Genomic DNA, 25,709 nt, shown 5'->3' with positions numbered 1-25,709 from the left:
GTACAGCCGGGCCGCCGCGCTGGAGCTCGCGCCGCGCGGGATCACCGTCAACGTGGTGCAGTCCGGGTCGGTGAACACCGAGATGAACCCGGCGGACGGGCCGAGCTCCGACGCGCAGCGCGCGCTGAACGTGCTCGGCCGCTACGGCCGGCCCGAGGAACTCGCCGCCGCCGTGGTCTTCCTGGCCACGCCCGCCGCCGCGTTCATCACCGGCAGCGTGCTCGCCGCGGACGGCGGCTTCTTCGGCTGAGCGTGCGGTGAGGGGCCGTCAGGGGAGCTGGCCGGGCGGGAGGGTGGAGATGCCGGCGGCCAGGAAGGCCATGGCGGCCTCCAGGTGGGCCTCGGTGGGGCGCAGGTAGAGCTCGCTGACCACGGCCGCGGCCGCGGCGGCCACCATCCGGGGGGTGAAGGCGTCGGGGGCGGCGCCGCGTTCGGCGGCGAAGATCCGGGCGCCCTCCTGGATCGCCTCGGCCAGGCGGCTGTTGGTGACGGCGCGCAGCTGCGGGTTGCGGTCGAGCATCGCTTCCCACAGCCCGTCCAGCTCGCCCTCGGCGGGGTGCTCGGCGAGATCGGCGCGCAGCCAGGTCTCCAGCGCCTCCAGGGTGGTGGTGCCGGGGGCGCGGTTGTTGAGGGCGTGGGCGAGGCGGCCGGTGAACTCGCCGAGGTGGCAGGTCGCCAGGTCGAGCTTGGTGGGGAAGTAGAGGGTGACGGTCCGCGCCGACACCTCGGCCCGGTCCGCGATCTCGGCGATGGTGGTCGCCTCGAAGCCGCGCTCCGCGAACAGCTGGTAGGCCGCCCGCAGGATCGCCTCCCGGCGGCGGGCCTTGCCGCGTTCCCTCGCACCCTCGCTCATGCCGCGCATCCTATCAGCGTTACCGCCGACGGTAATTTTGCAGCCAACTGCAAACTTGCCTTAGGGTGCAGAAATCCACTGGTTTTCGAGCACGAGGGGGCGCGATGGCGTCGGTCCTGTACGCATGGGGACGATGGGCGGTGCGCCGCCGCGGCCGGGTGATCGGGCTGTGGCTGCTGCTGCTCGCGACGATCGGCGCCCTCGGCACCACCCTCGCCGGGCCCACCAGCACCGAGTTCACCGTCCCCGGCATCGAGTCGCAGCAGGCCCAGGACCTGCTGGAGCGTCAGCTGCCGGAATCCGCGGGCGGCACCGCCCGGCTGGTCGTCGCCGCCCCCGCCGGGCAGACCCTCGACGCGCCCGCCGCGCAGGCCGCGCTGCGGGACGGCCTGCACCGGGCCGCCGCGATCCCCGGCGTGGTGCACGTCGCCGACCCGTTCGAGAGCCGCACCGTCTCGCCGGACCTGCGGATCGCCTTCGCCGACGTGCAGTTCGCGCAGCCCGCGCACGACGTCCCGCAGAGCGCCAAGGACGCGCTCGTCGACGCCGCCGGCCCGCTGCGGGACGCCGGACTGCAGGCCGAGTACGGCGGCACTGTGATGGAACCCGCCATCGAGGTCGGCGGCCCCGCCGAAGTGATCGGCGTGGTGGTCGCGTTCGTGGTCCTCGCCGTCGCGCTCGGCTCGCTGGTCGCCGCCGGACTGCCCTTGCTGACCGCCGTGGTCGGCGTCGGCATCGGCGTGCTCGGCGCCCAACTGCTCGCCAACGTCGTCGAGATGACCGGCACCGCGACCGTGCTCGCGCTGATGATCGGCCTCGCCGTCGGCATCGACTACGCGCTGTTCATCATCGCCCGGCACCGCGAACAACTCGCCGACCCGGACACCGACATCGAGGAGTCGGCGGCCCGCGCCACCGCCACCGCCGGCAGCGCCGTGGTGTTCGCCGGAGCGACCGTGATCATCGCGCTCGCCGCGCTCGCCGTCACCGGCATCCCGTTCCTGACCGTGATGGGCCTGGCCGCCGCCGCGACCGTGCTGCTCGCCGTCCTGGTCGCCGTCACCCTGGTGCCCGCGCTGCTCGGCCTGCTCGGCGAACGCCTGCGGCCGCGGCCCCGCGCCGCGAAGCCGGAGAAGCGCTCCGGCACCTGGTCGGCGGCCTGGGCGCGCGCCGTCACCCGCAAGCCGCTGGTGGTGCTGCTGGTCGGCGTGGTCGGCCTGCTCGCCCTCGCGCTGCCCGCCCGGGACCTGCGGCTCGGCCTGCCCGGCAACGCCTCGCAGCCCACCGCCAGTACCCAGCACAAGAGTTACGACCTGCTCAGCGAGGGCTTCGGCCCCGGCTTCAACGCCACCCTGGTCGCCGTGGTCGACGCCGCCGGAATCCCCGCCGAGCGCCGCGAGCCCGCCCTCGCGGAGCTGCACGCCACGCTCTCCGCGGACCCGGGCGTGGCCGCCGTCGGCCGCCCCGTCGCCAGTGCGGACGGCAGCACCGTCGCCGTCCCCGTCGTCCCGCGCACCGGGCCGGACGACCGGGAGACGAGCGAACTGGTCGACCGGCTGCGCGAGCACAAGGCCGCCGTCACCGCGAACGGCGGCACGCTGTACGTCGCCGGGGCCACCGCCGCCGCGATCGACGTGTCCGGCAAACTCGCCGACGCGCTGCCGCTGTTCGTCGGCCTGATCGTCGTACTGGCGCTGGCCCTGCTGGCCGTCGCGTTCCGCTCGCTGCTGGTGCCGCTCAAGGCGGTGCTCGGGTTCCTGCTGTCGGTGGCCGCCGCGCTCGGCATCACCGTCTGGGTGTTCCAGGACGGGCACCTGAACGGGCTGCTCGACATCCCGTCCGCCGGGCCCGTCACCAGCTTCCTGCCGGTGCTGCTGATCGGCGTGCTGTTCGGACTCGCGATGGACTACGAGGTGTTCCTGGTCAGCCGGATGCGCGAGCACCACCAGCACACCGGCGACGCCGCCGGGGCCGTCACGCACGGCGTCGCGCAGAGCGGACGGGTCGTCACCGCCGCCGCGCTGATCATGGTGGCGGTGTTCGGCGGCTTCGTGTTCAACCACGACCCGATCATCAAGTCGATCGGATTCGCGCTCGCCGTCGGCGTGTTCATCGACGCCTTCGTGGTCCGGATGACCCTGGTGCCGGCCGCGATGGCCCTGCTCGGCCGCCGCGCCTGGCGGCTGCCCCGCCCGCTCGACCGGGTGATCCCCGACGTCGACCTGGAGGGCGCGAGCCTGCCCGCGCCCGGGCCCCGTCCCGCCCCGAAGCCCGCCGAGGCCGAACGGGTCTGACGGAGCGTCACGTGAGCCGGGCCCGGGAGCTGCGCCTCCCGGGCCCGGCGTGCACCTGCCGGTATCAGCAGGGGACCACGGCGTTGACGGTGACCGGGGACGGGCCCCAGCCGAACTTGGTGACGCTGAAGGTGCCGCTCACCGTGGAGCCGCAGGCGACCGTGCCGCTCGGGCCGTTGACGGTGACGGTGCTGGCGAGGAAGTTCACGTACTGCGAGGTCGAGCCGAGCGAGGCCCCGCCGACGACCTGGCCGGAGAGCGTGGTGGCGAGCTCCTGCTGCTGCGGCGGGAAGTCCGGGCTGGGCGGGCCGGCCAGGGCGACCCGGCCGAGGAACTGGACGCTGCCACCGGTGATCGAGGCACAGACCTGGGTCATCAGCCCGGACTGGAGGGACCAGGGGCTGCAGGTCTCGGTGGCAGTGGTGGTCGAGGTGGCCGCCTGGGCAGGGGAGGCCATCAGGGCGCCGGCGGTGGCCAGGCCCGCGGCGAGCAGGGTCAGCGCCTTGGTCGGACGTCGGTTCATCACGCGTTCTCCTTCATGTGGTGGTGCCCGGCTGAGGGCAGGTGATAATGCCGTTGCACATGTGATATTTCACATGTGGCACGACTTAAGGTGCCATACGTTCGAATGCCGGAGGGGCTCTTCGTAAAGGAAAAGGCATGCACGGCCGGAAAATGACCATGGATGGCGAAATAGCGCCCCGGCCGGCTCCGACCCCCGGAACGAAGGGTCGGAGCCGACCGCACGCTACGCCGACGCCGGGCCGTACACCAGGTGCAGGGTGCCGCCGGTGAAGGCCTCGCTGGAGAGCAGGGTGAGCTCGATCGGGTCGGCGGTGTCGTCGAACAGGCGCATGCCGCGGCCGCGGGCCACCGGGTGGACGAACAGGTGCAGTTCGTCCAGCAGGCCGGCGGCCAGGAGCTGGCGGACCACGGAGACCGAGCCGGACATGCCGATCGGGCCGCCGTCCTCGGCCTTCAACGCCCGGACGCCGTCGAGCAGGTCGCCCTTCAGCTGCTCGGAGTTGCGCCAGGTGAAGGAGAGGTCCTGGTGCGAGACGACGATCTTGCGGGTGTCGCCGATGGCCTTCGCCATCCCGGCCTCCTCGCCGCCCTCCAGCTCGCGGGCCGGCCAGGCGCCCGCGAACACGTCGTAGGTGGTGCGGCCCATCAGGACGGTGTCCGATGCGCCCAGCAGCGCGCCGACCGCCGCGCCCAGCTCGTCGTCGAAGTACTTGAAGTGCCACTGCTCCGGGCTCTCCACGACGCCGTCGGCGGAGATGAACAGGCCGGCGGTGATCTTCCTCATGCGTCCGTGCTCCTTGCTCGGGTGGTTCCTTGTGCGCTGACAACCGGTCAGACGGGGCCGGCGCACCGGACTCATCGGTCCCGGCGAAGAAAACCGAAAAAATCTTCCGATCGGCCGTCCAGCGATGAATCCGCGGCCCACGACCGGTCAGGACGGGCATGGAACGCACCGAGACGACCGTCGAGTTCGACGTACCGCCGCACCACGCCGCCCGCCCCGCGCTGGAGGCGCACTTCACCGCACTGCTCGACGCCCACGACCCGCCCGTCCGGATCGCCCTGCTGGTCGGGAACGTGCAGCGGCCCGCCCCCGGCGACCTCCACCGCCTGGGCAGGCTGGCGTTGCTCGCACGGCGGACGGGCCACCGGGTGGTGCTGCGCGGCGCCGGCCCCCGGCTCCGGCTGCTGCTCGACCTCACCGGGCTGGCCGACACCCTCCCCGAGGGCTGACGGCGTGTCAGGCCCGCGGGTCCTCCGTCAACCGCATCGGCAGGTTCCACAGCGGGAACAGCCGCTCCACGTCCATGTGATTGGTCATGGTGGCGATCCGGCCGTCCACGACCTCCAGCACCGTGATGCCCCACGGCGTCCAGCCGACGCCGTCCTCCGCCGGACGGTACTGCGCGAACGCGGGCGAACCGTTCGCCTCCACCGGCAGCAGCCGGGAACCCGCGCAGCCGCAGCCCGCGCCCTGCCACCACTCGCCGAGCTCCACCACGCCCTGCACCCACATCTGGAACGGCGGCATGTTCAGCACCGCGTCCTCGTGCAGCAGCCGCTTCAGGCCCTCGATGTCGAAGGCCTCGAACGCCTGCACGTAACGGGCCAGCAGCGCGCGCTGGGTCTCGTCCAGCGGCTTGAAGGTGTCGCCCGCCGAAGCCCCGTCGCCGATCGTCGCCCGGGCCCGCTGCAGCGCGCTGTTCACCGAGGCCACCGAGGTCTCCAGCAGCTCCGCCGTCTCCGCCGCCGACCAGGCCAGCACCTCCCGCAGGATCAGCACCGCCCGCTGACGGGCCGGCAGCTTCTGCAGCGCCGACACGAACGCCAGCCGGATGGACTCCCGGCCCAGCGCCACCTCCGCCGGATCCCCGACAGCACCCGCGCATCCGGCACCGGCCCCACCCAGATGTTCTCCTCCAGCTGCGTCAGGTCCGGCGAACCCGCCGGACACGGCGACGTCAGGTCCATCGGCCGGGCCCGCCGCTGCGCCGCCGGCCCCATGTCCAGGCACACGTTGGTGGCGATCCGGTACAGCCACGTCCGCAGCGCGGCCCGGCCCTCGAAGCCGTCGAACTTCGACCAGGCGCGGACCATCGTCTCCTGCACCGCGTCCTCGGCCTCGAAGGCCGACCCCAGCATGCGATAGCAGTACGCCGTCAGCTCCCGCCGGAACGGCTCCAACTGCTCCGCGACCTCGTCACGATCCATGATCATTGGCACGCGGGACACCCTAACGGGAGCCGCCGACAATCGGCCCGTGCGGCATCATCGACGCGTGGAACTCGACGCCCACCGCGGCGAACTGACGGCCTACTGCTACCGGATGACCGGCTCCTACCAGGACGCCGAGGACCTGGTCCAGGAGACCCTGCTGCGCGCCTGGAAGGCCCGCGAGCGGTACGACCCGGCGCGCTCCGCCGTCCGCACCTGGCTGTACCGGATCGCCACCAACGCCTGCCTCACCGCACTGGAGGGGCGCGCCCGCCGCCCCCTGCCGTCCGGCCTCGGCGCACCCTGCGACGACCCCGGCGCACCCCTCGCGCCCGCCCCCGAGGTGCCCTGGCTGCAGCCCTTCCCCGACGGCCGGCACGACCACGACACCCGGGCCGAGCTGCGCCTCGCCTGGGTCGCGGCCGTGCAACTGCTGCCCGCCCGGCAGCGCGCCGTGCTGATCCTGCGCGAGGTGCTCGGCTTCACCGCCGCCGAGGTCGCCGAGCAGCTCGACACCACCGCCGCCGCCGTCAACAGCGCCCTCCAGCGCGCCCGTTCGACCGTCGCCGGGGTCGCGCCCGGAGCCGTCCGGGAACCCGAGGACCCCGGGCAGCGGGCCGCCGTCGACCGCTACCTCGCCGCCTTCGAAGCCGCCGACGTGCCCGCCCTGGTCGGCCTGCTCGCCGAGGACGCGGTGCTCGAAATGCCGCCGCTGGCGCTCTGGTTCCGCGGCACGGACGCCTACCGCCGGTTCATGGCCCGGATCTTCCGGCAGCGCGGCGCCGACTGGCGCACCCGCCCCGCCCGCGCCAACGGCCAACCCGCCTTCGCCGCCTACGCGTTCGACGGCGCCGCGCACCGGCTGCACAGCCTCCAGGTGCTGGAACTCGCCGGCGGCTTCGTCGTCCGCAACACCGTCTTCACCGACCCCGCCACGCTGCGCACCTTCGAACTGCCGGAGACCATCCGAGATTTCCCCCGCGGCGGCGATGAATCCGGGCCGCGCCGCCGGTACGTACCGGTGAGGGCCGCCGGAACCGCTCCGCGGCCCCGCACCGACAGAGGAAGGACGGACGCGCGATGAGCGTCATCGTCATCGGCTTCACCACCCTGGACGGCCGGACCGCCGACCCCGACGGCTCCGACGGCACCCCCGGCGGCGGCTGGATGTTCCGCTACGGCCGGGAGCACGTCGGCGGCGACAAGTTCCGCCTCGGCGACACCCTCGACCACGGCGTGCTGCTGCTCGGCCGCCGCACCTGGCAGCACTTCGCCACCCTCTGGCCCGCCCGCGAGGACGCGTTCTCCGCCCGGATGAACGCCGCCGCCAAACTGGTCGCCAGCCGCACCCTCACCGACACCACCGCCTGGGCCAACTCCCGCCCGCTGGACGGCGACCTGCTCACCGCCGTCCGGGCCGAACGGCGGGACGTCGTCGTCACCGGCAGCACCTCCGTGGTGCACCGGCTGATCGCCGCCGGCCTGGTCGACGAGTACCGCACCCTCACCGTCCCCGTCGTCCTCGGCGCCGGGGCCCGCCTGTTCCCCGACGGCGCGCCGCCCGCGGACCTGCGCTGCGAGCAGGCCGAACAGGTCGGACCGCTGCTCTACGCCCGCTACCGGCGGGCCTGACGGACCGTCGGCCGCCGCCCCGCGGAGCATCGGCGGCGGCCGAAACCGCACCCGGCCGCGGGAGATGACAGGTACAGTCCGAGATTGATCACGCGTTCGGTCCGACGACGCCCAACACGCCTGCCGGAGAACCTTCCTGATGGACACTCAGCGATGCCCCTACCGACTCGACACCGCCGGAACCGACCTGCCCGGCGAGGCCGCCGCCCTGCGCGCCCTCGGATCCGCCACCCGGATCGAACTGCCCGGCGGCGTCCCCGCCTGGTCCGTCACCGACCCCGCCCTGATCAAGCGCCTGCTCACCGACCCCCGCGTCTCCAAGGACGCCCACCAGCACTGGCCCGCCTACCTCGCCGGCGAGATCGCCGAGGACTGGCCGCTGCGGATGTGGACCGACGTCCGCAGCGCGCTCACCGCCTACGGACCCGAACACGGCCGGCTGCGCCGGCTGATCAGCCCCGCGTTCACCGCCCGCCGGATCCGCGCCCTCACCCCCGAGATCGAGCGGATCACCGCCGAACTCCTCGACCGCCTCGCCGCCCTGCCGGAGGGCCGCCCCGTCGACCTGCGCAAGGAGTTCACCTGGGTGCTGCCGCTGATGGTGGTCAACACCCTGCTCGGCGTCCCCGAGGAACTGCACGACGCGTTCCGCGCGAGCATCGGCCGGCTCTTCGACACTGCCGCCACGCCCGAGGAGTCCGTCCGCAACGGCGAGGCCGTCTACGTGCAACTCGCCGGCCTGGTCGAGGCCAAGCGCCGCGACCCCGGCGAGGACGTCACCACCGCACTCATCCACGCCCACGACGAGGAGACCGGCACCGGCCTCACCGAACGCGAACTCCTGGACAGCCTGCTGCTGTTGATCGGCGCCGGCCACGAGACCACGGTCAACCTGCTCGGCAGCGCGATCACCGCCCTGGCCACCCACCCCGACCAGCTCGACGCCCTCCGCAAGGACCCGGCCCGCTGGCCGGACGCCGTCGAGGAGACGCTGCGGCTGCGCCCGCCGGTCGCCAACATCCTGCCGCGCTTCGCGGTCGAGGAACTGCACGACGAGGCCAGCGGCGTCACCTTCGCCCGCGGCGACCTGCTGGTGATCAACTTCACCGCCACCGGCCGCGAGGAGGCCCTGCACGGCCCGGACGCCGACCGCTGGGACCACACCCGGGAGACCCGCCGCGAGCACCTCTCCTTCGGCCACGGCACCCACTACTGCCTCGGCGCCGAACTCGCCCGGCTGGAAGCCCGGATCGCCCTCGCCGCCCTGTTCGACCGCTTCCCCCGGCTGGCCCTCGCCACCGCCGGGCGCCGCCCGCTGGAGTCCTTCATCTCCGACGGCCCGAGCGAACTGCCCGTCCTGCTGCACGGCTGAGCGCCGGGAACAGGGGGCTGGTGGGTGGCGTTCGTCGGGAGTAATTTAGTTCACATCAGCTAACTGTCATCACGGCTACCAGGGGTGGGGCGGGAGATGGGCGACGTGGGCACGGGAACGGGCGGACCGGGGCGGATCGGGGTGGAGCACCCGCGGTACAAGTGGGTCGCGCTGTCCAACACCACGCTCGGGATGCTGATCGCCACGATCAACTCCTCGATCGTGCTGATCTCGCTGCCCGCCATCTTCAACGGGATCCACCTCGACCCGCTGAAGCCCGGGAACGTCAGCTACCTGCTGTGGATGCTGATGGGCTACATGCTGGTCACCGCCGTGCTGGTGGTGACCCTCGGCCGGCTCGGCGACATCTGGGGCCGGGTGCGGATCTACAACGCCGGGTTCCTCATCTTCACCATCACCTCGGTGATCCTCTCGCTCGACCCGATGGACGGCGGCGGCGGCGCGCTCTGGCTGATCGGCTGGCGGGTGGTCCAGGCCGTCGGCGGCGCGATGCTGATGGCCAACTCGGCGGCGATCATCACCGACGCCTTCCCGGCCCGGCAGCGCGGCATGGCCCTCGGCGTCAACATGGTGGCGGCGATCGCCGGTTCGTTCATCGGCCTGGTCCTGGGCGGCCTGCTCGCCGAGTGGAACTGGCGCTCGATCTTCTGGGTCAACGTCCCGATCGGCATCATCGGCACCGTCTGGGCCTACCGCTCGCTGCGCGAGACCGGCGTCCGCCGGCCCGGCCGGATCGACTGGTGGGGGAACATCACCTTCGCCGTCGGCCTCACCGCGCTGCTCGCCGCGATCACCTACGGCATCCAGCCGTACGGCGACAGCGCGATGGGCTGGGCGAACCCGTGGGTGGTGGCCGGACTGGTCGGTGGCACCGCGGTGCTGATCGCGTTCTGCGTGATCGAGACCAGGGTCGCCGAACCGATGTTCCCGCTGCGGCTGTTCCGCGACCCGGTGTTCGCCGGCGGCAACCTGGCCGCGCTGCTCGGCTCGATCGCCCGCGGCGGACTCCAGTTCATGCTGATCGTCTGGCTGCAGGGCATCTGGCTTCCGCTGCACGGCTACGACTACGTCGAGACCCCGCTGTGGGCCGGCATCTACCTGCTCCCGCTGACCGTCGGCTTCCTCGCCGCCGGCCCGATCGCCGGGCACCTCTCCGACCGGTTCGGCGCCCGGATGTTCGCGGCCGGCGGCCTGGTGGTGATGGCCCTCTCGTTCGCCGGACTGCTGGTCCTGCCCACCGACTTCGGGTACGTGTGGTTCGCGCTGCTGGTGTTCCTGAACGGCCTCGGCGGCGGCCTGTTCGCCGCGCCGAACACCGCGCTGGTGATGTCCAGCGTCCCCGCCGCGGACCGCGGCGCGGCCTCCGGCATGCGGGCCACCTTCCAGAACGCCGGCATGGTGCTGTCCATCGGCGTGTTCTTCTCGCTGATGGTGGCGGGCCTGTCCGGCTCGCTGCCGGACGCCCTGCACACCGGCCTGAGCGCGCAGGGCGTCGCCGCCGGGGACGTCCACCAGATCGCCCAGACCCCGCCGGTCGGCCTGCTGTTCGCGGCGTTCCTCGGCTACAACCCGATCCGCGAACTGCTCGGCCCGCACGTGCTGTCCACGCTGCCCGCGGCCAACCAGCAGACGCTGACCGGGCGGGAGTTCTTCCCGAACCTGATCTCCGGCCCGTTCCACGACGGACTGATGGTGGTGTTCACCCTGGCCATCGCGATGTCGCTGGTCGCCGCCGTCGCCTCGCTGCTGCGCGGCCGGAAGGCCGCCGGGGCCGGCGAGGGCGCCGAGGAGCCCGCCGGCGACCGGGCCGTCAGCCGGGGCGCGGCCTCGTGAACAGCGGTGCGGAACAGGCGGGTCCGCCGGCCGGGGCGGGCTCGACCCGGCGGACGTGGTCCGCCTGCGGCTGGTCGTCGCCCGCCTGCACCGGCAGCTCGCGCAGGCGTCCGACCGGCGGGACTTCACCTTCGCCCAACTCTCCGCGCTGGCCCGGATCGAGGCCCACGGCCCGATCCGGCTCGGTGAACTCGCCGCCCGCGAACGGGTCGCCGCCCCCTCGATGACCCGCACCGTCGCCCCGCTGGTCGCCACCGGCCTGGTCAGCCGCCTCCCCGACCCGGACGACCGCCGCTCCGCGCTGGTCGAACTCTCCACCGAGGGAGTGGAGTTGCTCGCCGAGATCCGCCAGCGCCGCTCCGAGGTGCTGGCCCGCCGCACCGCCGACCTCGACCCGCAGGAACGCGCCCTGCTGCTGGCGGCGCTGCCGGTGCTGGAACGACTGGTCGCCTTCGAGGACTGACCGCGCCGGGGCAGGCGGGTCCTGAGGGGCCGTCAGGGCCTCGCGGGCGGGGGAGGAGCGTCGAGTTTCGGCCAGGGCGGGGCCGTTCTCGGCTGTGGGGGCACGACGGGAAATTCTCCATGTACGACCGGGGCGAGTCGCTCAAACTTCCGGATTATGTCCGATTGTTCGTCAGAATCTCCCGGCCGGAACGCATCTGATGCGTACATGCTCCTTTGCGTAGCCTTGACCCGGCGGTTCCCCTCGACCGCCGTCCCCCACGACTCCTCAGGAGCGCAGATGCGTCGTTCCGTTCGCGTCCCCTCGCGTGCCGTCAGCCGGCTGCTCAGCGCCGCCGCGCTGGTCGCGGCCGTCGGCCTCACTCAGTTCGCCGCCCCCGCCACGGCCACCACCGCGCAGGCCGGGGCCTCCACCGAGTGCGTCGGAGAGAGCGCCCACGACGACGCCGCGGCCCGCAAGCCCGCCGGCAGCGCCGCCGCCAAGGACCCCAACGCCGTCACCGACGCACAGGCCAAGGCGCTGGAGGCCGACCTCAACGCCCGCGTGGCCCAGCTGGCGGGCACCGCCCAGGGCAGCGCCCTGCTCGCCCCCGGCACGCTGGCCGCCACCACCATCCCGGTGTACGTCCACGTCGTCCACTCCGGGAGCACCGGCAAGCTGTCGGCCACCACGATCGCCAAGCAGATCGACGTCCTCAACGCCGCCTACAGCGGCCAGGGCGCGGGCAACACCGCCAGCCAGTTCCAGTTCCAGCTGGTCTCCACCGACTACACGGACAACGCCAGTTGGTACGCGGGCGTGTCGCCGGGCTCCAGCGCCGAGACCGCGATGAAGACCGCGCTGCGCAAGGGCGGCGCCAACGCCCTCAACCTGTACAGCGCCAGCCTCGGACAGTCGCTGCTCGGCTGGGCGACCTTCCCGAGCAGCTACAAGTCGAACCCGAAGGACGACGGCGTGGTCATCCTCGACACCTCGTTCCCGGGCGGCTCGGCCACCAACTACAACGAGGGCGACACCGCCACCCACGAGGTCGGCCACTGGCTCGGGCTGTACCACACCTTCCAGGGCGGCTGCGGCGGTCAGGGCGACTACGTCTCCGACACCCCGGCCGAGAAGACCGCCGCCTACCAGTGCCCGACCGGCCGGGACACCTGCACCGCCACCGGCGTCGACCCGATCCACAACTTCATGGACTACACCTACGACTCCTGCATGACCCAGTTCACCGCGGGCCAGGTCGCCCGGATGGCCACCTCCTGGGCGGCGTACCGGGCCTGACGTTCCATCAGTAGCCGGGGCGTTCCGGCGCCGGCGGGTGCGAGGCCGTGCGGCCTCGCACCCGCCGGCGCCGTCTCCGCTCAGAACCACTCGTGCTCGGCCTGCACCACGCTGCCCCTGCCCGGGTGGTGGTCGTCCTGCGCGGCGGCGGTGCCGGCCAGCAGCGCTCCGGCCAGGACGGCGAGCGCCGCCCCCTTGGCGAGCAACTCCTTCGTGTCTGCCCCTCGTTCCGGATTCCTGTCCGGAGGGTGCCCGAGGGCGGGGGAGCGGCGCTCCTGCGACGTCACAGGTCGGCGGCGCGGCGACGGCGGCGGGCGCGGAGGGCGAGCCAGAGCCAGAGGGCGAGGGCCGCCAGGCCGGTGGCGGCGACGGCCAGCCCGCGCTGCCAGGCGTGGCCGCCGTCGGGCGGGTAGACGTGGTCGGCGTAGGCGGTGGCCGGGGACCGTTCGCCGAGCAGGCGGGCCGGGAGGCGGCCCATCACGTTCGCCCCGGTGAGCGAGGGCCGGGCCGGGTCGTCCGGGGTGAAGGTGCCCTCGACCACGCAGCGGCCGCAGTCGACGGCCTCCTTGGTGACGGTGAACACGCCCGGGGTGCCCGCTCCGTGGGCCACCGACCAGCCCGGGATCGCGTAGCCGGCGCCGACCAGGAGCAGCAGCAGGGCCGTCACCAGGAGCACCCAGCGGACCGCCGCGGCCTGCACCCTGCTCCGCCGGTCGTCCATCGCCGCACCGCCCCTGTGGTCCTTGGCCTCTTCGAACAGGTGATCATCGTGCCACAGGGCCCGGCAGCGGGCCGTGACGGCGGACGGAGAACCTCCGCCACCTCGACGACCGGGCGCCGGCACGGGAGTTGCGGGTGGCCACCGCCGCGGACCGGTGGGGGCGCGGATCCGCCCGGTCCGGCCTGTCGCTGAGGGGCACGGTGCGGAGGCAGGCCGGGCGCGAAACGGCGAAGCGCCGCAAGGGGAGTGCGGAGGGCCGGGCCGAACCACCGTGCCCGCCCGGCCGGCGAGGGACGGCGGGGCGGGACGGCGGGGCAGCAGTCACCAGCGTCGCGGCGAGGGCCGAGGACCGGCAAGCCGGTTCGGGGGGAATGGCCGGGGGACCGTCGGCCTGGCCGGAGACGTTCGGCCGCCTGCGCGATCCCGCCGCCGGATCAGCACACCAGTGCGGCGATGCCGTCCAGCACGACCTCCAGGCCCGCCTCGAACTCCTCACCGGGCGTGGGGTGTTCGCCCTCCACGACCAGCTCCGCCAGCAGCGGGTGGCGGCCCGCCGCCAGCACCCGCCGCAGGTACGGGGAGTTCGCGTCCCGCCACTGCTCCTCCGAGCGGCCCTCCGCCCGGTCGGCCTGACGCTCCGACAGCTCCGTGCGCAGCGACCCCACCAGGTAGGACTGGAAGGCGGCGGCCGCCCGCCGCAGCTCCGCGGGCCGCCCGGCCAGGCCCGGGACGCGGTGCAGCGCGGCGAGCTTCGCCTCCAGCGCGGCCAGCGCGTGCGGACCCAAGTGCGGGCGGCCGCCCAGCAGTTCGGGGAACCACTCGTGCCGCAGCGCGGCCCGCCTGGTGAGCGCCGCGATCAGGCGCAGGCCCGCGCGCCAGTCCTGCGGCGGCCGGCCGGCCGGCGGGACGATCTCGGCGTAGACCGCGTCCGCCATCAGGTCGAGCAGTTCGCTCTTGGTGTCCACGTAGCCGTACAGCCGCATCGGGCCGACCTCCAGCGCCGCCGCCACCCGGCGGATCGAGACGCCGTCCAGGCCGTCCGCGTCGGCGAGTTCCAGCGCGGCGCCGACGATCAGTGCGCGGCTCAGCGGATGCGGCGTCCGCCGGGCCGGAGGCTCGGGGCGCTCCCAGATCAGGGCGGGCTCGGGCTCGGCGGTCCGACGTGGCGTCATGGGGCGTTCTCCGTAGGGGCGGTGGCCGACGTGCGCGGCGGTCGATACAGTGTATCGACCGATACGGTGTATCAACCACGGGGGAGCACACATGCCGTCCACCACCACCGGCACGAGCACGAGCACGGCCACGGAGATCGGAATCGTCGGAGGCGGCCCCGGCGGGCTCACCCTCGCCCGGCTGCTCACCCTGCGCGGCACCCCGGTCACCGTCCACGAACGCGACACCGGACCGGACGCCAGGACCCAGGGCGGCACCCTCGACCTCCGCCTCGACACCGGCCAACGCGCCCTGCGCGCCGCCGGACTGACCGAGGCGTTCGCCCAGCACGCCCGCCCCGAGGGACAGGACATGCTCCTGTACGACCGCGCCGGCACCCTGCTGTACCGCGAGGACACCCCCGACCCCGCACCCGGCGACGTCCCCTCGCCGCAGCCCGAGATCGACCGCGCCGACCTGCGCGCCCTGCTCCTCGGCTCCCTGCCGCCCGGCACCGTCCGCTGGGGCCGCACCCTCCGCGCGGCCGCACCCGCCCCCGACGGCGGCTGGCGCCTGCACTTCGAGGACGGCAGCACCGCCGACCACCGCGTCCTGATCGGCGCCGACGGCGCCCGCTCCCGGCTGCGCCCGCTGCTCACCCCCGCCGAACCCCACCACCTGGGCGTCAACAGCGTCGAGGGCGCCATCGCCGCCGTCGACCGCACCCACCCCGAACTGTCCGCCGCCGTCGGCCGCGGCACCTACTGGGTGATCGGCGACGGCGACTCGTTCGCCGCCCAGCGCTGCACCGACGGCCGGGTCCGGATCGGCCTCTCCCTCCGGGGCCCCGCCGACTGGCCCGCCACCTGTGGCATCCCGTTCGACCGGCCCGCCGAGGCCCGGGCCGCGCTGCTGGAGCTGTTCGCCGACTGGCCGCCCACCTGCCGGGCCCTGATCGCGGCCTGCGAAGGCGAACTGACGGCCCGTCCGTTCACCGCCCTCCCCGTCGGCCTGCGCTGGGAGCCCCGCCCCGGGCTCACCCTGCTCGGTGACGCCGCCCACCTGATGCCGCCCGTCGGCCTCGGCGCCAACGCCGCGATGCGCGACGCCCTGGAACTCGCCGACGCCCTCGCCGCGCACCCCGGCGACCCCGAACGCGCGCTGCGCGCCTACGAGGAGGAGATGTTCACCCGCACCGCCGAGGACGCCGCCCGGTCCGACCGGATGATCGAGCTGATCCACTCGCCGGGCGGCGCCCGTGGCGTGGCGGCGTTCTTCGACCCCGCCGACCCGGCCGCCGAGCAGCATCTGGAATCCTCGGGGGCATGAGCACAGTTCCGAACACCCCGCCGGACGGCCTGCCCCGCTACCGGGTGCTGACCGGACCGGACGACGCCGCCTTCTGTCACCGCGTCAGCGAGGCGCTCGCGCTCGGCTACCGGCTGTACGACGGGCCCGCCGTCACCTTCGACGGCGAGCGCGTCATCGTCGCCCAAGCGGTCGTCTGGCCGAGCACACCGTAGCGGCGGTCCTCGGCCTTCAGCCCGTGGCCCCTCAGCCGGCGGGGCGCAGGCGGCAGGCGTGGACCAGGTACGGGCCGAGCAGGCCCTCGCGGTCGCCGCTCTTGTAGGCGACGGCGCGGCCGGTCAGCCCGCCGTCCTCGGCGCGCAGCTCCAGGCCGAACGACGGGCTGTTCGGCAGGGCTCCCGCGGTGGGGAGTTGGAGGTCGGCGTAGACGCTCAGGTCCCACTTCGTGGAGCTGTACGCCGGGACGGTGACGGGCGGCAGGTCGGCGAGCCGGACCGCGGCCCGCTGCTCCGTCAGGACCTCGACGTGCAGCGGGATCTCGCCGTCCGGGGTCTCGACACTGCCCGCCCAGCCGCCCGGAGCCAGGGCGAAATCCCGGGCCTCGGCGGTGATCGGGTGGAGGTGGCCGGGGTCGAACTCGGGTGCGAGGCCGTCCATCAGGTGGCGGACGACCGCGTCGCGGGTCGCCTTGTCGGTGCAGTTGCCCAGGACGGCCAGCGAGAGTCCACGGTCGGGCAGGTCGATCATCATGGCCGCGATGCCGCCCATGCCGCCGCCGTGGGTGGAGATCACCGAACCGCCCTCGCGCTGGACGATCCGACCGAAGCCGTAGCCCAGCCGGTCCGTGATCGGCAGGCCGTCCAGCAGCGCCGCGGCCGTCTCCGGCCGGAGCAGACCCGCGGAGCGGCGGGCGAACAGCGCGATGTCACCGGCCGTCGCCCAACCCGCGCCCGCCGCCGGGTGGCTGCTGCGGCAGTCCGGGTAGGCCCGGCCGTCCGGGGTGTAGCGGGTGGCGACCGGCCCCGAACCGGGGTAGGCGTCGCCGAACTCGAAGGACGCCAGGCCGAGCGGCTCCGCGACCTGCTCGCGCAGGAAGTCCCGCAGGGGCTGCCCGGTGACCTCCTCCAGGAGCCGGCCGAGCTCCGCGTACCCGTGGTTCGAGTACTCGAACTCGCTCCCCGGCTCACGCACCTGACGGCGGTACGCGGCCGGGTCGACCGGGGACGGCGCGTCGCCGTAGTGGAAGTCGTAGTACGCCGGGAACCCGCCCCGGTGACGCAGCAGCTGACGCGGCGTCACCGGCCAGCGGTACGGGCCGGACAGCGGGGCGTCCAGGTCGATCAGTCCGCGGTCGGCGGCCAGGCAGACCGCGAGCGCGGTGAACGCCTTCGTGACCGACGCCAGCCCGTAGACGGTCTCCGGCACGGCCGCACGACCCGCCTCGACGTCCGCCAGCCCGTAGGCCCGCGCGAACACCAGCTCGTTCCCCTGCGCCACCGCCACGCTCACCGACGGACTTCCGTGCGCCGCCAGCGCCTTCTCGCAGAACTCGTCCAGCCCGTCCAGCACGCTCATGTCCTCCCCGAGCAGCGACATCCGTTCCGTTCGGATGGTATCCGTACGCGATCGAACGGCCTTCGGCGGGGCGCGAACTGAGGCACCGTCGGGAAGCGCCGCCGCGTTCCGTGAGCGGTGTTCATCGGACAACTGCGGCCGACGGATGAACGTGCGCGCGCGTTCCGGTCGGCCGCGGGCCTCCGTCCCGGCCCGGCCCGGAGACTGCTCCTCGACCTGGCCGCCCGACGACGGGAGCAGTCGTGAGCATCATCATCGGGACCTGGAACGTGGAGAACTTCTGCCGACCACTGCCGGCCGGCAGCCCGCCCGACCCCACCAAATGCGCCGCCAAGGACCAACCCACCTACGACGCCAAGGTCGCGGCGCTGGCCGAGGTCATCACCGGGCTGGCGCCCGACCTGCTCGGCCTCCAGGAGGTCGGCAGCCAGGAGGCACTGGACGACCTGGTCGCCGCCCTGCCCGGCAGCTGGCACACCGCCCTCTCCGACCACCCCGACCCCCGCGGCATCCGGGTCGGCGTCCTCAGCCGGCTCCCGCTGCTCGACGTCCAGCAGCGCAAGGCCTTCCCGGACCACCTGCGTCCCATCCAGGTCGCCGACGACGGAGACGAGGCCCTCACCGCCGAGATGGGCCGCGGCGGCCTGGCCGTCCGGGTCGAGCCAGCCCCCGGCAAGAGCCTCCAGGTGGCCGTCTGCCACCTCAAGTCGAAGCTGCTGACCTTCCCCGACAACCAGCACAGCACCCACGACGAACGCCTGCGCGCCCGGGTCGCGGCCTACGCGCTGTTCCGCCGCACCGCGGAGGCCGCGGCCATGCGCGACCTGGCCGACGAGCTGCTCCAGGGGGACGGCAAGAACCGCGACGTCATCGTGCTCGGCGACTTCAACGACGACTGGCAGGCCGCCACCACCCAGATGCTGTACGGCCCGCCCGGCTCCCAGATCGGCACCGGCGGCTTCACCCACCCCGACCAGGGCGACGCCACCCGCCTGTGGAACCTGGCCCCGCACATCCTCGAACAGGGCGGCTTCTCCCGGGTCTTCGAGGGCCAGCACGAACTGATCGACCACATCATGATCAGCCACTCCCTGCTCGCCACGTTCCAGTCCGTCACCACCGGCGCAGCCGAACTCCCCACAGTCATCGAGGCCAGGCCGGCCGCCCCGCACGCGGGGCCGTCGGACCACTCACCGGTGGTGGCGACGTTCGAGCTGTAGGGGGACTTCGGCTTCGCGGCGGGTGGTGGGGGTTGGGTCCGGGGCCCGCCGGCGAGGCCGAGTTGGCGACGGTCGTCGGGGTGGCTGTGGGTGTCGGTGGAGTCGGGCGTCCGGCCGGAGGGGGTCAGGGGCGGGGGGTGGCGCGGAGGGCCACTTCGAGTTCGAAGCGGGCGTCGGGGGAGGAGAGGGACGGGCCGAAGAGGCGGTGGACGCGGTGGAGGCGTTGGCGGGCGGTCTGGGGGTGGATGCCGAGGCGGGCGGCGACCTGGGGGGCGGTGCCGCGGCCGGTCTGGAGCCAGGCGAGGAGGGTGGCGGCGAGGCGGTCGCGCTGCTTGGGGGTGAGCGGAGCGAGGGGGGCGAGGCGGCGTTCGGCGATCAGGCGGACCAGGGCGGGGTCGGTGAGGAGCAGGAGGTCGGCCAGGCGGTCGCGGCAGTCCACCGGCTGCTCGGGGGCCTGCGGCAGGGAGACCCGGACCAGGCGGGCCCAGCGCAGCGACTGCGCGGCGAGCGCCGGCGGCACGGCCGGGCCGATCACCGCGCCGCGCCCCTGGAGGGCCGCCGTGACCCGGGGGTCGGTCAGCGTGGTGGCCGGGTCGGGCAGCAGCAGGTGCGGCTGCGGGTCGTCCAGGTTGGCGAGGACGTGCTCGGGCAGCCGGCCGTCGCCCGGTGGCCGGCTGCCGAACGCGGCGACCCGGGCCAGGGGTTGACGGGCCGTCGGCCGCGGCGCGGCCGGAGCCGCGGAGCGCGGGTCGAGCGAGACGCCGGCCAGCAGCGCGGGCAGCGGCCAGTCCGCGGACTGCGCGGCGGCGGCGAGTTCGGCCGGATCCGGGTCCGCGCCGCCGGACAGCAGCAGGTCGAGCAGCCGGTGCCGGGCCCGGCCGAGCGCGCCCGCCCGGTCGGTGCGGGCGTCCATGTAGCCCTGGACGCTGGCCGCCGCCACCTCGTCGATGTGCGCGAACACCGCCTCGGCGAGCGTCACCAGCTGCTCCGGACCGAGACCGTGACGGCGCGCCACCCGGGCGTAGCGGCGCCAGGCGATCCGGGCGCCGAGGCGGAACGCCGCCTGCAGGGCGTCCAGACTGCGCCCCTCGGCGAGTTCGCCGCGCCCGAGCGAGCGGTACACCCGCACCTGGCGGAGGTCGGGCGCGGGCAGGCCGGCGACCCGGTCGATGAACTCGGCGAGCGCGGTCTCCACGCCCTGCTGGATTCCGGCCCCGAATTGACCGGACATCGGCCGGGCGAATTCCGGGACGGCGGACCTGATCTCCCGGATGATCTCGGCGGCCAGGGATTGCTGCTCCGCCCTCAGTTCGGCCGATAAATCGCGCGGAAGTCCCTCCCACGGCCCGCTCAATTCCGCTCCTCCAGGTAGCGATAATCCGTTCCACCGGCGTCCCGGACCGCACCTGCCGGCGGCCGGGGACAGGGGGAGTATGCGGCGAGGCTACCCGCCGGTCAATAGGTTCGGCGCAAGCTTGCGGGCCCCGGCCGGCCCGCCCGGCGGCCGGAAACGCGCACCCCGGTGACAGTTCCGCCGGAGGGGGGAAGAAATTCCTGGCACCCGCCGATGGACTTTCCCCGGGCCGCCGCGCCGTGTGTTGACGGCCCGTCGGACCGCTCCTAGCTTCTGGCTGATCCGGGTCGAACCGAAATTCCGGGTCGGACGGTAAACCCACAGCGAGGACGGAAGGTGAGCGGAATGCGGAGAAAGCGCCTGCGGGCCCCGGCGGTCGCGGCACTCGCCACGGCGGCCCTGACGGCGGCGGGAGTCCACCCGGCGGCGGCCGTCGGCTACCGGCCGGTGGAGACCCACTTCTCGACCGGGTTCGTGACGGGCTTCTTCTTCCCCGGGCAGAACCCGCCCGGTGCCAACGACTGGAACTGCCGGCCCGGCGGCTCGCACCCGAACCCGGTGGTGCTGGTGCACGGCACGCTGGAGAACCAGAACGACAACTGGCGCGGCGCGGCGCCCCTGCTGGCGAACCAGGGCTACTGCGTCTACTCCTTCAACTACGGTGGCCCGTCCGAGGGTTCGCCGATCCAGGGGACGGGCGCGGTGGCCGACGGCGCGCGGACGCTGGCCGCGTTCGTGGACCGGGTGCTGGCCGCGACCGGCGCCGCGAAGGCCGACCTGGTCGGCCACTCGCAGGGCGGCATGCTGCCCCGCTACTACCTGAAGAACCTCGGCGGCGCGGCCAAGGTCGGCAAGCTGATCGGCCTGGCGCCCAGCAACAACGGCACCACGCTGGACGGCATCACCGAACTCGGCCGCCAGTTGCACCTGTTGGAGCCCGCGAACGACTTCCTGTCCGGCCCCTGCCAGGCCTGCGTGGACCAGGAGATCGGCTCACCGTTCCTCACCGCGCTGAACGCGGGCGGCGCGACCGTCCCGGGCGTCGAGTACACCGTGATAGCCACCCGGTACGACGAGGTGGTGACGCCCTGGACCAACGCCTTCCTCCCGGCCGGCCCGCACGTCACCAACATCCTGGTGCAGGACCAGTGCGCGCTGGACGCCACCGACCACCTGGAGATCGCCTACGACCCGATCGCCCTGACCGACGTGCTGAACGCGCTCGATCCCGCGCACCCGCGCCCGATCCCGTGTCAGGTCGTCCTCCCGGTGACCGGCCCGCTGCTGTAACCGCCGGGCCCGGCGGGGGAACTCGAAGGCCGGCGCCACCGGGTGACCACCGGTGGCGCCGGCCTTCGAACGTGCGGCCGTGGCCGAAACCGGGCGGCTGTGACGCGCGGGGCGGGTGGTTCGCGGTCAACCTGAGTTGCCCCGGGTCATCCGGATGGCAAACAGGCCAAAGCCAATCCCAATCCTCCGGGGGGCAAGGTTCACCTGATCGGGTGCACCGTCGGCCTCGCGGCAGGTCCGGGCGGTGGCAAAGATCTACTGTTCGGGAGGCGGTGGGCAGCCCGGTGAACCGAAGTCGCGCGATGACGGACCAGGCCCCGGCGAACTCCCGTCAGCGAACCCCCTTTTTCTCTCTGCCAAGACCCATCCCACCATCCCACCCGCGAATCTGACGCCACGTCAGATCTCGCGGCGAGACGAAGGAGAGCCCGGCACGATGTCCGTGGACAGCAGCCCGGAGACTCAGCAGGCGCAGCGCCAGCAGACCAGCCTCACCACCGCCGCCGCACGCAACCTCGCGACCACCACCAAGTCCGCGCCGCAGATGCAGGAGATCACCTCCCGGTGGCTGCTGCGGATGCTGCCGTGGGTGCAGACCTCCGGCGGGACCTACCGGGTCAACCGGCGCCTGACCTACACGGTCGGCGACGGCCGGATCGAGTTCATCCAGACCGGCGGCGACGTCCGGGTCATCCCCCGGGAGCTCGGTGAACTCGCCCTGCTGCGCGGCTACGAGGACGACGAGGTGCTGTCCGCGATCGCCGACCGCTGCGTGCAGCGGGAGTTCCGGGCCGGCGAGACCCTGGTCGAGCGGGGCACCCCGTCCGACAAGATCCACCTGATCGCGCACGGCAAGATCAACCAGATCTCCTCCGGCAAGTACGGCGACGACGCGGTGATCGGCGTCCTCGGCGACGGCGACCGGTTCGGCGAGAACGCCCTGCTGGACGCCGACGCCACCTGGGACTACACCGCCACCGCGAAGACCTCCGGCACGCTGCTCACCCTGAGCCGGGCCGACTTCGAGGCCGTGCTCGCCCAGTCCGAGAGCCTGCAGGCCCACATCCGGGACTTCGCCAGCCTCCCGCTGCAGCGGCAGAACGAGCTCGGCGAGGCCGAGATCGCGATGTCCGCCGGCCACGAGGGCGAGATCCAGCTGCCCACCGCGTTCGTCGACTACGAGCTCAAGCCGCGCGAGTACGAGCTGTCCATCGCACAGACCGTGCTGCGGGTGCACTCCCGCGTCGCGGACCTCTACAACCAGCCGATGAACCAGATCGAGCAGCAGCTCAAGCTGACGGTCGAGGCGCTCCGCGAGCGCCAGGAGCACGAGCTGATCAACAACCGCGAGTTCGGCCTGCTCTCCAACTGCGCGTTCAACCAGCGGATCCAGACCCACTCCGGCCCCGCCACCCCCGACGACCTGGACGAGCTGCTCAGCCGCCGGCGCGACTCGGAGTTCTTCCTCGCCCACCCGAAGACCATCGCCGCGCTCGGCCGCGAGTTCAACTCGCGCGGCCTGTACCCCGACACCGTCGACATCCAGGGCCACAAGGTGCCGGCCTGGCGCGGCGTCCCGATCCTGCCCTGCAACAAGATCCCGATCACCCGGGAGAACACCAGCTCCATCCTGGTGCTGCGCACCGGCGAGGACAACCAGGGCGTCATCGGCCTGCACCAGACCGGCATCCCGGACGAGTTCCAGCCCAGCCTGTCGGTCCGCTTCATGGGCATCGACGAGAAGGCCGTCATCAACTACCTGGTCACCGCGTACTACTCCGCGGCGATCTTGGTGCCGGACGCGCTCGGCGTGCTGGAGAACGTGGAGATCGCCGTCCGCTGACGCCATGTCGACGGTTGCCACCAGGAAGATCACGGAGGACCGCCGCAGGCCGTAACCAAACGGCGGTCCGCCCAGTTGAGGGTGCGTCGGATTGATCATGCAGTTCCGTTTCTGCGACGGAACCGCACCGGTCCTCCGACGCGCCCTCGACTGCGCTCCGGCCGAAACCGGGCCGGCTCAGTCGTCCACAGCCACAGGAAGGTTGGACCACGCCCATGCAGCGGAACGACCGGCCACCCGCGGACAGCGGGGAAGCGGCAGCGGCCTTACCGGCCCGCACCACCCGGCGCGGCGCCCGGGCGGGGCGAAGGGGGCGGTCAAGTGGCCGGCGGAACAGGGGAGTTCGGGCGACCGGCACCCGCACGGCCGGGGCACTCGCCGGGGTCGCCGTGGTCTGCGCGGTGCTCACCGGCGCCACCCAGGCCGCCACCGTCGCCCGCGACCGGGCCGACGAGCGGCGGCTGGAGATCTGCGTCCACGTGCACACCGCCGTCGACGCCGCCGGAGTCCGGGTCGAGACGGACACCGTGGCCGGGGCGAGCGTCCCGTTCGACCCGCCGCGCGGCCCCGGGGCGACCACGCAGGGGGAGCGGGGAGACCACGGGGGCGGGGGCGGGCACGGCGGGGGAGGCGACGGGGGCTGGCACCACTGCCACCCGCGACCGACGCCCAAGCCCAGCCCGTCGCCCAGCCCCAAGCCGACGTCCACACCGACCCGCACCCCCACCCCCACCCCCACGCCTTCGCCGAAGCCGGTGCCCACCCCGACGCCGACACCGGTGAAGCCCGCGCCGCCGGCACCCCGGCAGCCCACCCGCAGCGCGGCGCCGATCCCGCCCGCGCCGCCCACTCCCGCACCGACGACGCCCGCGCCGAGCCCGACACCCGTCCGGCCCGCGCCGAAGGCGTCCGTCCACCTGCCGCCGCCTCCGGTGCACGCCGCACCGCCCAAGCGCCACGGCACCCCGACCACCACCCGGATGCTGGTGGTCACCGTTCCCGCCGTCATCGCCGCCGCCGCGCTGCGGCCGGGCGGGAAGTCCCGGGCCGCCGGCGGACGCCGCGGCCGTTCCTGACCTCACGTCAAGCGACAGGCCGACAGGCCGAGTTCAGCAGTCGAAGAAACAACCCTGACAACAGGAGAGGATCCGTCATGTCCGAATGGCTGGCGCTCGCCCTCGCGATGGCCGGGGCGTGCCTCGTCGTCGTCGCGGTGGTGCTGGTGAGGCACCGCAAGGCAGACGAGCACGAGGACACCTCGGAGACGCCCGACGTCATCGAGTACATCACCATGATGATCGGCGTCGTGTACGCCATCGTGCTCGGCCTGGCCATCGCCGGCGTCTGGGAGTCCCGGTCGTCCGCGCAGGACGACGTGCAGCGGGAGGCCCAGGCGCTGCACGAGGTCGGCGCCCGCGCCGAGGTGTTCCCCGCCGACTTCCGGGACACGGTGGCCAAGGACATCGACGGCTACGTCTCGTTCGTGGTGGACACCGAGTGGCACCACATGCGCACCGACGGGGAACTCTCCCCGGAAGGAACGGAGTTGCTCGCCAAGCTGCGCACCGACGTGGCCACCCGCACGCCGCAGAACGACATCGAGGCGCAGGCCTACCAGGCGATGATGGACAAGATCGCCACCGTCGACGAGGCCCGCAACTCGCGCGGCGGCAACATCGGCCCGACCATGCCCGCCGTGGTCTGGTTCGGCCTGATCGTCGGCGCCCTGGTCACCATCGGCATGCTGTTCGCCCTCCAGATCCGGCGCAGCAGGCGGGAGTTGGTGCTGGCGGGCACGTTCAGCGCGCTGATCGGGTTCCTGCTGTTCCTGATCTGGGACTTCGACGACCCGTTCGGCCGTGGAATGTCGGTCACCACGCAACCGTTCCTCGACCTGTTCCCGTCCCTCAATCAGTAGCCCGAGCGGCGGAGATGGGAGACATCCGGCCGCCCCGGGCCGGTTCGCACATTACGCTGGGGACGGCCGCCCCGGAGGGAACGGGGGACCTGTTCCGGGCGGCCGGCGGGGAGTCCGCGCGGCGTGCCGCCACGGGCGGCACGGGCGCGGCAGCACAACGCGCAACGGGGAGGCACGGCATGGGGGAACAGGACGCGGGGGCGTCGAAAAGGGGCGGGAACGTGGTGGGTCCGGGGGCGGGCAGCAGGTACGCGCGGGTCGAGCGGGAGCGCCGCTTCCTGCTCGGCCGGGCCCCGGAACCCGGCGCCGTCACCTGCGCCCGGCTGATCACCGACCGGTACGTGGACGGCACCCGGCTGCGGCTGCGCCACGTCGAACGGATCGACACCGGGGAGTGCGCCCACAAGCTCACCCAGAAGATCCCGGCGCCGCCCGGCACGACCGGGCCGGAGCAGGGCCTGATCACCAACCTGTACCTGTCGGTGGACGAGTACGCCCTGCTGCTGGACACGCTGCCCGGGCGGGAGTTGACGAAGACCCGGCTGAGCGTCCCCCCGCTCGGCGTCGACGTCTTCGACGGCCGGCTGCTCGGGCTGGTGCTGGCGGAGGCGGAGTTCGACAGCGCCGAAGCAGCAGAAACGTTCGTTCCGCCCACGAGCTGTCTCGCCGAGGTCACCGACGATCCGCGCTTCACCGGCGGCTCGCTGGCCCGCGCGGACCGCGGCCAACTGCGGGGCTGGCTGGCCGACTACGGGCTGGTGCTGGCCTGACCGCAGCGCGGGCCGGCTCCGCGCTCGGAACATGATGGCTGATCAGAGCCCGTTCCGGTTGTGCGAATTGACA

25 protein-coding genes and 1 pseudogene are annotated in these 25,709 nt (G+C 73.4%); 17 read left to right on the top strand and 9 right to left on the bottom strand.

All coding sequences use genetic code 11. From position 1 onward, the window contains the following. Nucleotides 1–250 (top strand): SDR family oxidoreductase (locus KCH_RS00970; RefSeq protein ID WP_035858144.1); only part of this gene is annotated, 250 nt, incomplete at its 5' end. Nucleotides 251–268: 18 nt separating this feature from the next. Here the strand turns inward: KCH_RS00970 and KCH_RS45770 are convergent. Then, complete coding sequence (locus KCH_RS45770) at nucleotides 269–853, bottom strand: TetR/AcrR family transcriptional regulator (RefSeq protein WP_051652593.1); 585 nt, start codon at nucleotides 851–853, stop codon at nucleotides 269–271. A 104-nt stretch (nucleotides 854–957) separates the two neighbouring features. Between KCH_RS45770 and KCH_RS00960 the strand changes: the two genes are divergently transcribed. Further along, entirely contained in the window at nucleotides 958–3,147 is a 2,190-nt protein-coding gene (locus KCH_RS00960) for an MMPL family transporter (protein ID WP_035858141.1), read from the top strand. Nucleotides 3,148–3,211: 64 nt separating this feature from the next. Here KCH_RS00960 and KCH_RS00955 read toward each other — a convergent pair whose 3' ends face one another. Together KCH_RS00955 and KCH_RS00950 are read right to left on the bottom strand one after the other, a co-directional pair. Beyond that, nucleotides 3,212–3,670, bottom strand: coding sequence for a hypothetical protein (locus tag KCH_RS00955; RefSeq protein ID WP_035858140.1), 459 nt, complete (start codon nucleotides 3,668–3,670; stop codon nucleotides 3,212–3,214). 225 nt (nucleotides 3,671–3,895) lie between these two features. Beyond that, entirely contained in the window at nucleotides 3,896–4,456 is a 561-nt protein-coding gene (locus tag KCH_RS00950; RefSeq protein WP_035858139.1) for a dihydrofolate reductase family protein, read from the bottom strand. A 158-nt stretch (nucleotides 4,457–4,614) separates the two neighbouring features. Between KCH_RS00950 and KCH_RS36565 the strand changes: the two genes are divergently transcribed. Then, nucleotides 4,615–4,905 carry a hypothetical protein gene (locus KCH_RS36565; protein WP_051652592.1) on the top strand — a complete coding sequence of 97 codons (291 nt, stop codon included), beginning with the start codon at nucleotides 4,615–4,617 and terminating at the stop codon, nucleotides 4,903–4,905. 7 nt (nucleotides 4,906–4,912) lie between these two features. Here KCH_RS36565 and KCH_RS00935 read toward each other — a convergent pair. Beyond that, nucleotides 4,913–5,889: pseudogene (locus KCH_RS00935) on the bottom strand (sigma-70 family RNA polymerase sigma factor). Between KCH_RS00935 and KCH_RS00930 the strand changes: the two are divergent. From KCH_RS00930 to KCH_RS00905, 6 genes are all read left to right on the top strand, one after another. Next, nucleotides 5,882–6,970 carry a sigma-70 family RNA polymerase sigma factor gene (locus KCH_RS00930; RefSeq protein WP_084223077.1) on the top strand — a complete coding sequence of 363 codons (1,089 nt, stop codon included), beginning with the start codon at nucleotides 5,882–5,884 and terminating at the stop codon, nucleotides 6,968–6,970. The pseudogene KCH_RS00935 and the gene KCH_RS00930 sit on opposite strands and share 8 nt — an antisense overlap. Continuing rightward, the gene (locus tag KCH_RS00925) at nucleotides 6,967–7,518 is read left to right on the top strand and encodes a dihydrofolate reductase family protein (protein ID WP_035858137.1); all 552 of its coding nucleotides are present in this window, start codon (nucleotides 6,967–6,969) and stop codon (nucleotides 7,516–7,518) included. The genes KCH_RS00930 and KCH_RS00925 overlap by 4 nt, the downstream gene beginning before the upstream one ends. Before the next feature lie 139 nt (nucleotides 7,519–7,657). Then, entirely contained in the window at nucleotides 7,658–8,890 is a 1,233-nt protein-coding gene (locus KCH_RS00920; RefSeq protein ID WP_035858136.1) for a cytochrome P450 family protein, read from the top strand. A gap of 96 nt (nucleotides 8,891–8,986) precedes the next feature. After that, on the top strand, nucleotides 8,987–10,744 hold the full coding sequence (locus tag KCH_RS00915) for an MFS transporter (RefSeq protein ID WP_051652591.1): 1,758 nt from the start codon (nucleotides 8,987–8,989) through the stop codon (nucleotides 10,742–10,744). A gap of 55 nt (nucleotides 10,745–10,799) precedes the next feature. After that, on the top strand, nucleotides 10,800–11,207 hold the full coding sequence (locus tag KCH_RS00910) for a MarR family winged helix-turn-helix transcriptional regulator (RefSeq protein ID WP_035858133.1): 408 nt from the start codon (nucleotides 10,800–10,802) through the stop codon (nucleotides 11,205–11,207). Nucleotides 11,208–11,486: 279 nt separating this feature from the next. Beyond that, nucleotides 11,487–12,485 carry a zinc metalloprotease gene (locus tag KCH_RS00905; protein ID WP_035858131.1) on the top strand — a complete coding sequence of 333 codons (999 nt, stop codon included), beginning with the start codon at nucleotides 11,487–11,489 and terminating at the stop codon, nucleotides 12,483–12,485. 80 nt (nucleotides 12,486–12,565) lie between these two features. On the opposite strand, the gene KCH_RS45765 is transcribed toward KCH_RS00905, so the two are convergent. From KCH_RS45765 to KCH_RS00895, 3 genes are all read right to left on the bottom strand, one after another. Further along, the gene (locus KCH_RS45765; RefSeq protein WP_279635815.1) at nucleotides 12,566–12,691 is read right to left on the bottom strand and encodes a hypothetical protein; all 126 of its coding nucleotides are present in this window, start codon (nucleotides 12,689–12,691) and stop codon (nucleotides 12,566–12,568) included. 77 nt (nucleotides 12,692–12,768) lie between these two features. Beyond that, entirely contained in the window at nucleotides 12,769–13,206 is a 438-nt protein-coding gene (locus KCH_RS00900) for a hypothetical protein (protein ID WP_035858129.1), read from the bottom strand. 434 nt (nucleotides 13,207–13,640) lie between these two features. Continuing rightward, entirely contained in the window at nucleotides 13,641–14,378 is a 738-nt protein-coding gene (locus KCH_RS00895) for a TetR/AcrR family transcriptional regulator (protein ID WP_051652590.1), read from the bottom strand. Nucleotides 14,379–14,469: 91 nt separating this feature from the next. Between KCH_RS00895 and KCH_RS00890 the strand changes: the two genes are divergently transcribed. Beyond that, nucleotides 14,470–15,687: an FAD-dependent oxidoreductase gene (locus KCH_RS00890; RefSeq protein WP_051652589.1), complete on the top strand. Its 1,218-nt coding sequence runs from the start codon at nucleotides 14,470–14,472 to the stop codon at nucleotides 15,685–15,687. Next, nucleotides 15,684–15,881 carry a DUF1737 domain-containing protein gene (locus tag KCH_RS00885; RefSeq protein WP_035858127.1) on the top strand — a complete coding sequence of 66 codons (198 nt, stop codon included), beginning with the start codon at nucleotides 15,684–15,686 and terminating at the stop codon, nucleotides 15,879–15,881. The genes KCH_RS00890 and KCH_RS00885 overlap by 4 nt, the downstream gene beginning before the upstream one ends. Nucleotides 15,882–15,912: 31 nt before the next feature. Here the strand turns inward: KCH_RS00885 and KCH_RS00880 are convergent, their stop codons facing one another. Beyond that, complete coding sequence (locus tag KCH_RS00880; RefSeq protein ID WP_035858125.1) at nucleotides 15,913–17,262, bottom strand: serine hydrolase domain-containing protein; 1,350 nt, start codon at nucleotides 17,260–17,262, stop codon at nucleotides 15,913–15,915. A 221-nt stretch (nucleotides 17,263–17,483) separates the two neighbouring features. Between KCH_RS00880 and KCH_RS00875 the strand changes: the two genes are divergently transcribed. Beyond that, nucleotides 17,484–18,461, top strand: a complete 978-nt coding sequence (locus KCH_RS00875; protein WP_244305067.1) for an endonuclease/exonuclease/phosphatase family protein — start codon at nucleotides 17,484–17,486, stop codon at nucleotides 18,459–18,461. Nucleotides 18,462–18,585: 124 nt separating this feature from the next. Here KCH_RS00875 and KCH_RS00870 read toward each other — a convergent pair whose 3' ends face one another. Then, nucleotides 18,586–19,815: a helix-turn-helix domain-containing protein gene (locus tag KCH_RS00870; protein ID WP_035858123.1), complete on the bottom strand. Its 1,230-nt coding sequence runs from the start codon at nucleotides 19,813–19,815 to the stop codon at nucleotides 18,586–18,588. 345 nt (nucleotides 19,816–20,160) lie between these two features. Here KCH_RS00870 and KCH_RS00865 point away from each other — a divergent pair, with 345 nt between their 5' ends. From KCH_RS00865 to KCH_RS00845, 5 genes are all read left to right on the top strand, one after another. After that, nucleotides 20,161–21,105, top strand: a complete 945-nt coding sequence (locus KCH_RS00865) for an esterase/lipase family protein (protein ID WP_035858119.1) — start codon at nucleotides 20,161–20,163, stop codon at nucleotides 21,103–21,105. Nucleotides 21,106–21,541: 436 nt separating this feature from the next. Then, nucleotides 21,542–22,948, top strand: a complete 1,407-nt coding sequence (locus tag KCH_RS00860) for a family 2B encapsulin nanocompartment shell protein (RefSeq protein WP_035858117.1) — start codon at nucleotides 21,542–21,544, stop codon at nucleotides 22,946–22,948. 389 nt (nucleotides 22,949–23,337) lie between these two features. Further along, nucleotides 23,338–24,024, top strand: a complete 687-nt coding sequence (locus tag KCH_RS43155) for a hypothetical protein (RefSeq protein WP_208865904.1) — start codon at nucleotides 23,338–23,340, stop codon at nucleotides 24,022–24,024. A 77-nt stretch (nucleotides 24,025–24,101) separates the two neighbouring features. Beyond that, complete coding sequence (locus KCH_RS00850; RefSeq protein ID WP_035858116.1) at nucleotides 24,102–24,866, top strand: bestrophin-like domain; 765 nt, start codon at nucleotides 24,102–24,104, stop codon at nucleotides 24,864–24,866. A gap of 179 nt (nucleotides 24,867–25,045) precedes the next feature. After that, complete coding sequence (locus KCH_RS00845) at nucleotides 25,046–25,636, top strand: CYTH domain-containing protein (RefSeq protein ID WP_035858114.1); 591 nt, start codon at nucleotides 25,046–25,048, stop codon at nucleotides 25,634–25,636. Nucleotides 25,637–25,709 lie beyond the last annotated feature (73 nt).

Source organism: Kitasatospora cheerisanensis KCTC 2395, from assembly GCF_000696185.1.
In the GTDB taxonomy this organism is placed as follows: Bacteria; Actinomycetota; Actinomycetes; order Streptomycetales; family Streptomycetaceae; genus Kitasatospora; species Kitasatospora cheerisanensis.
This window is presented reverse-complemented; position numbering and strand designations above follow the sequence as displayed.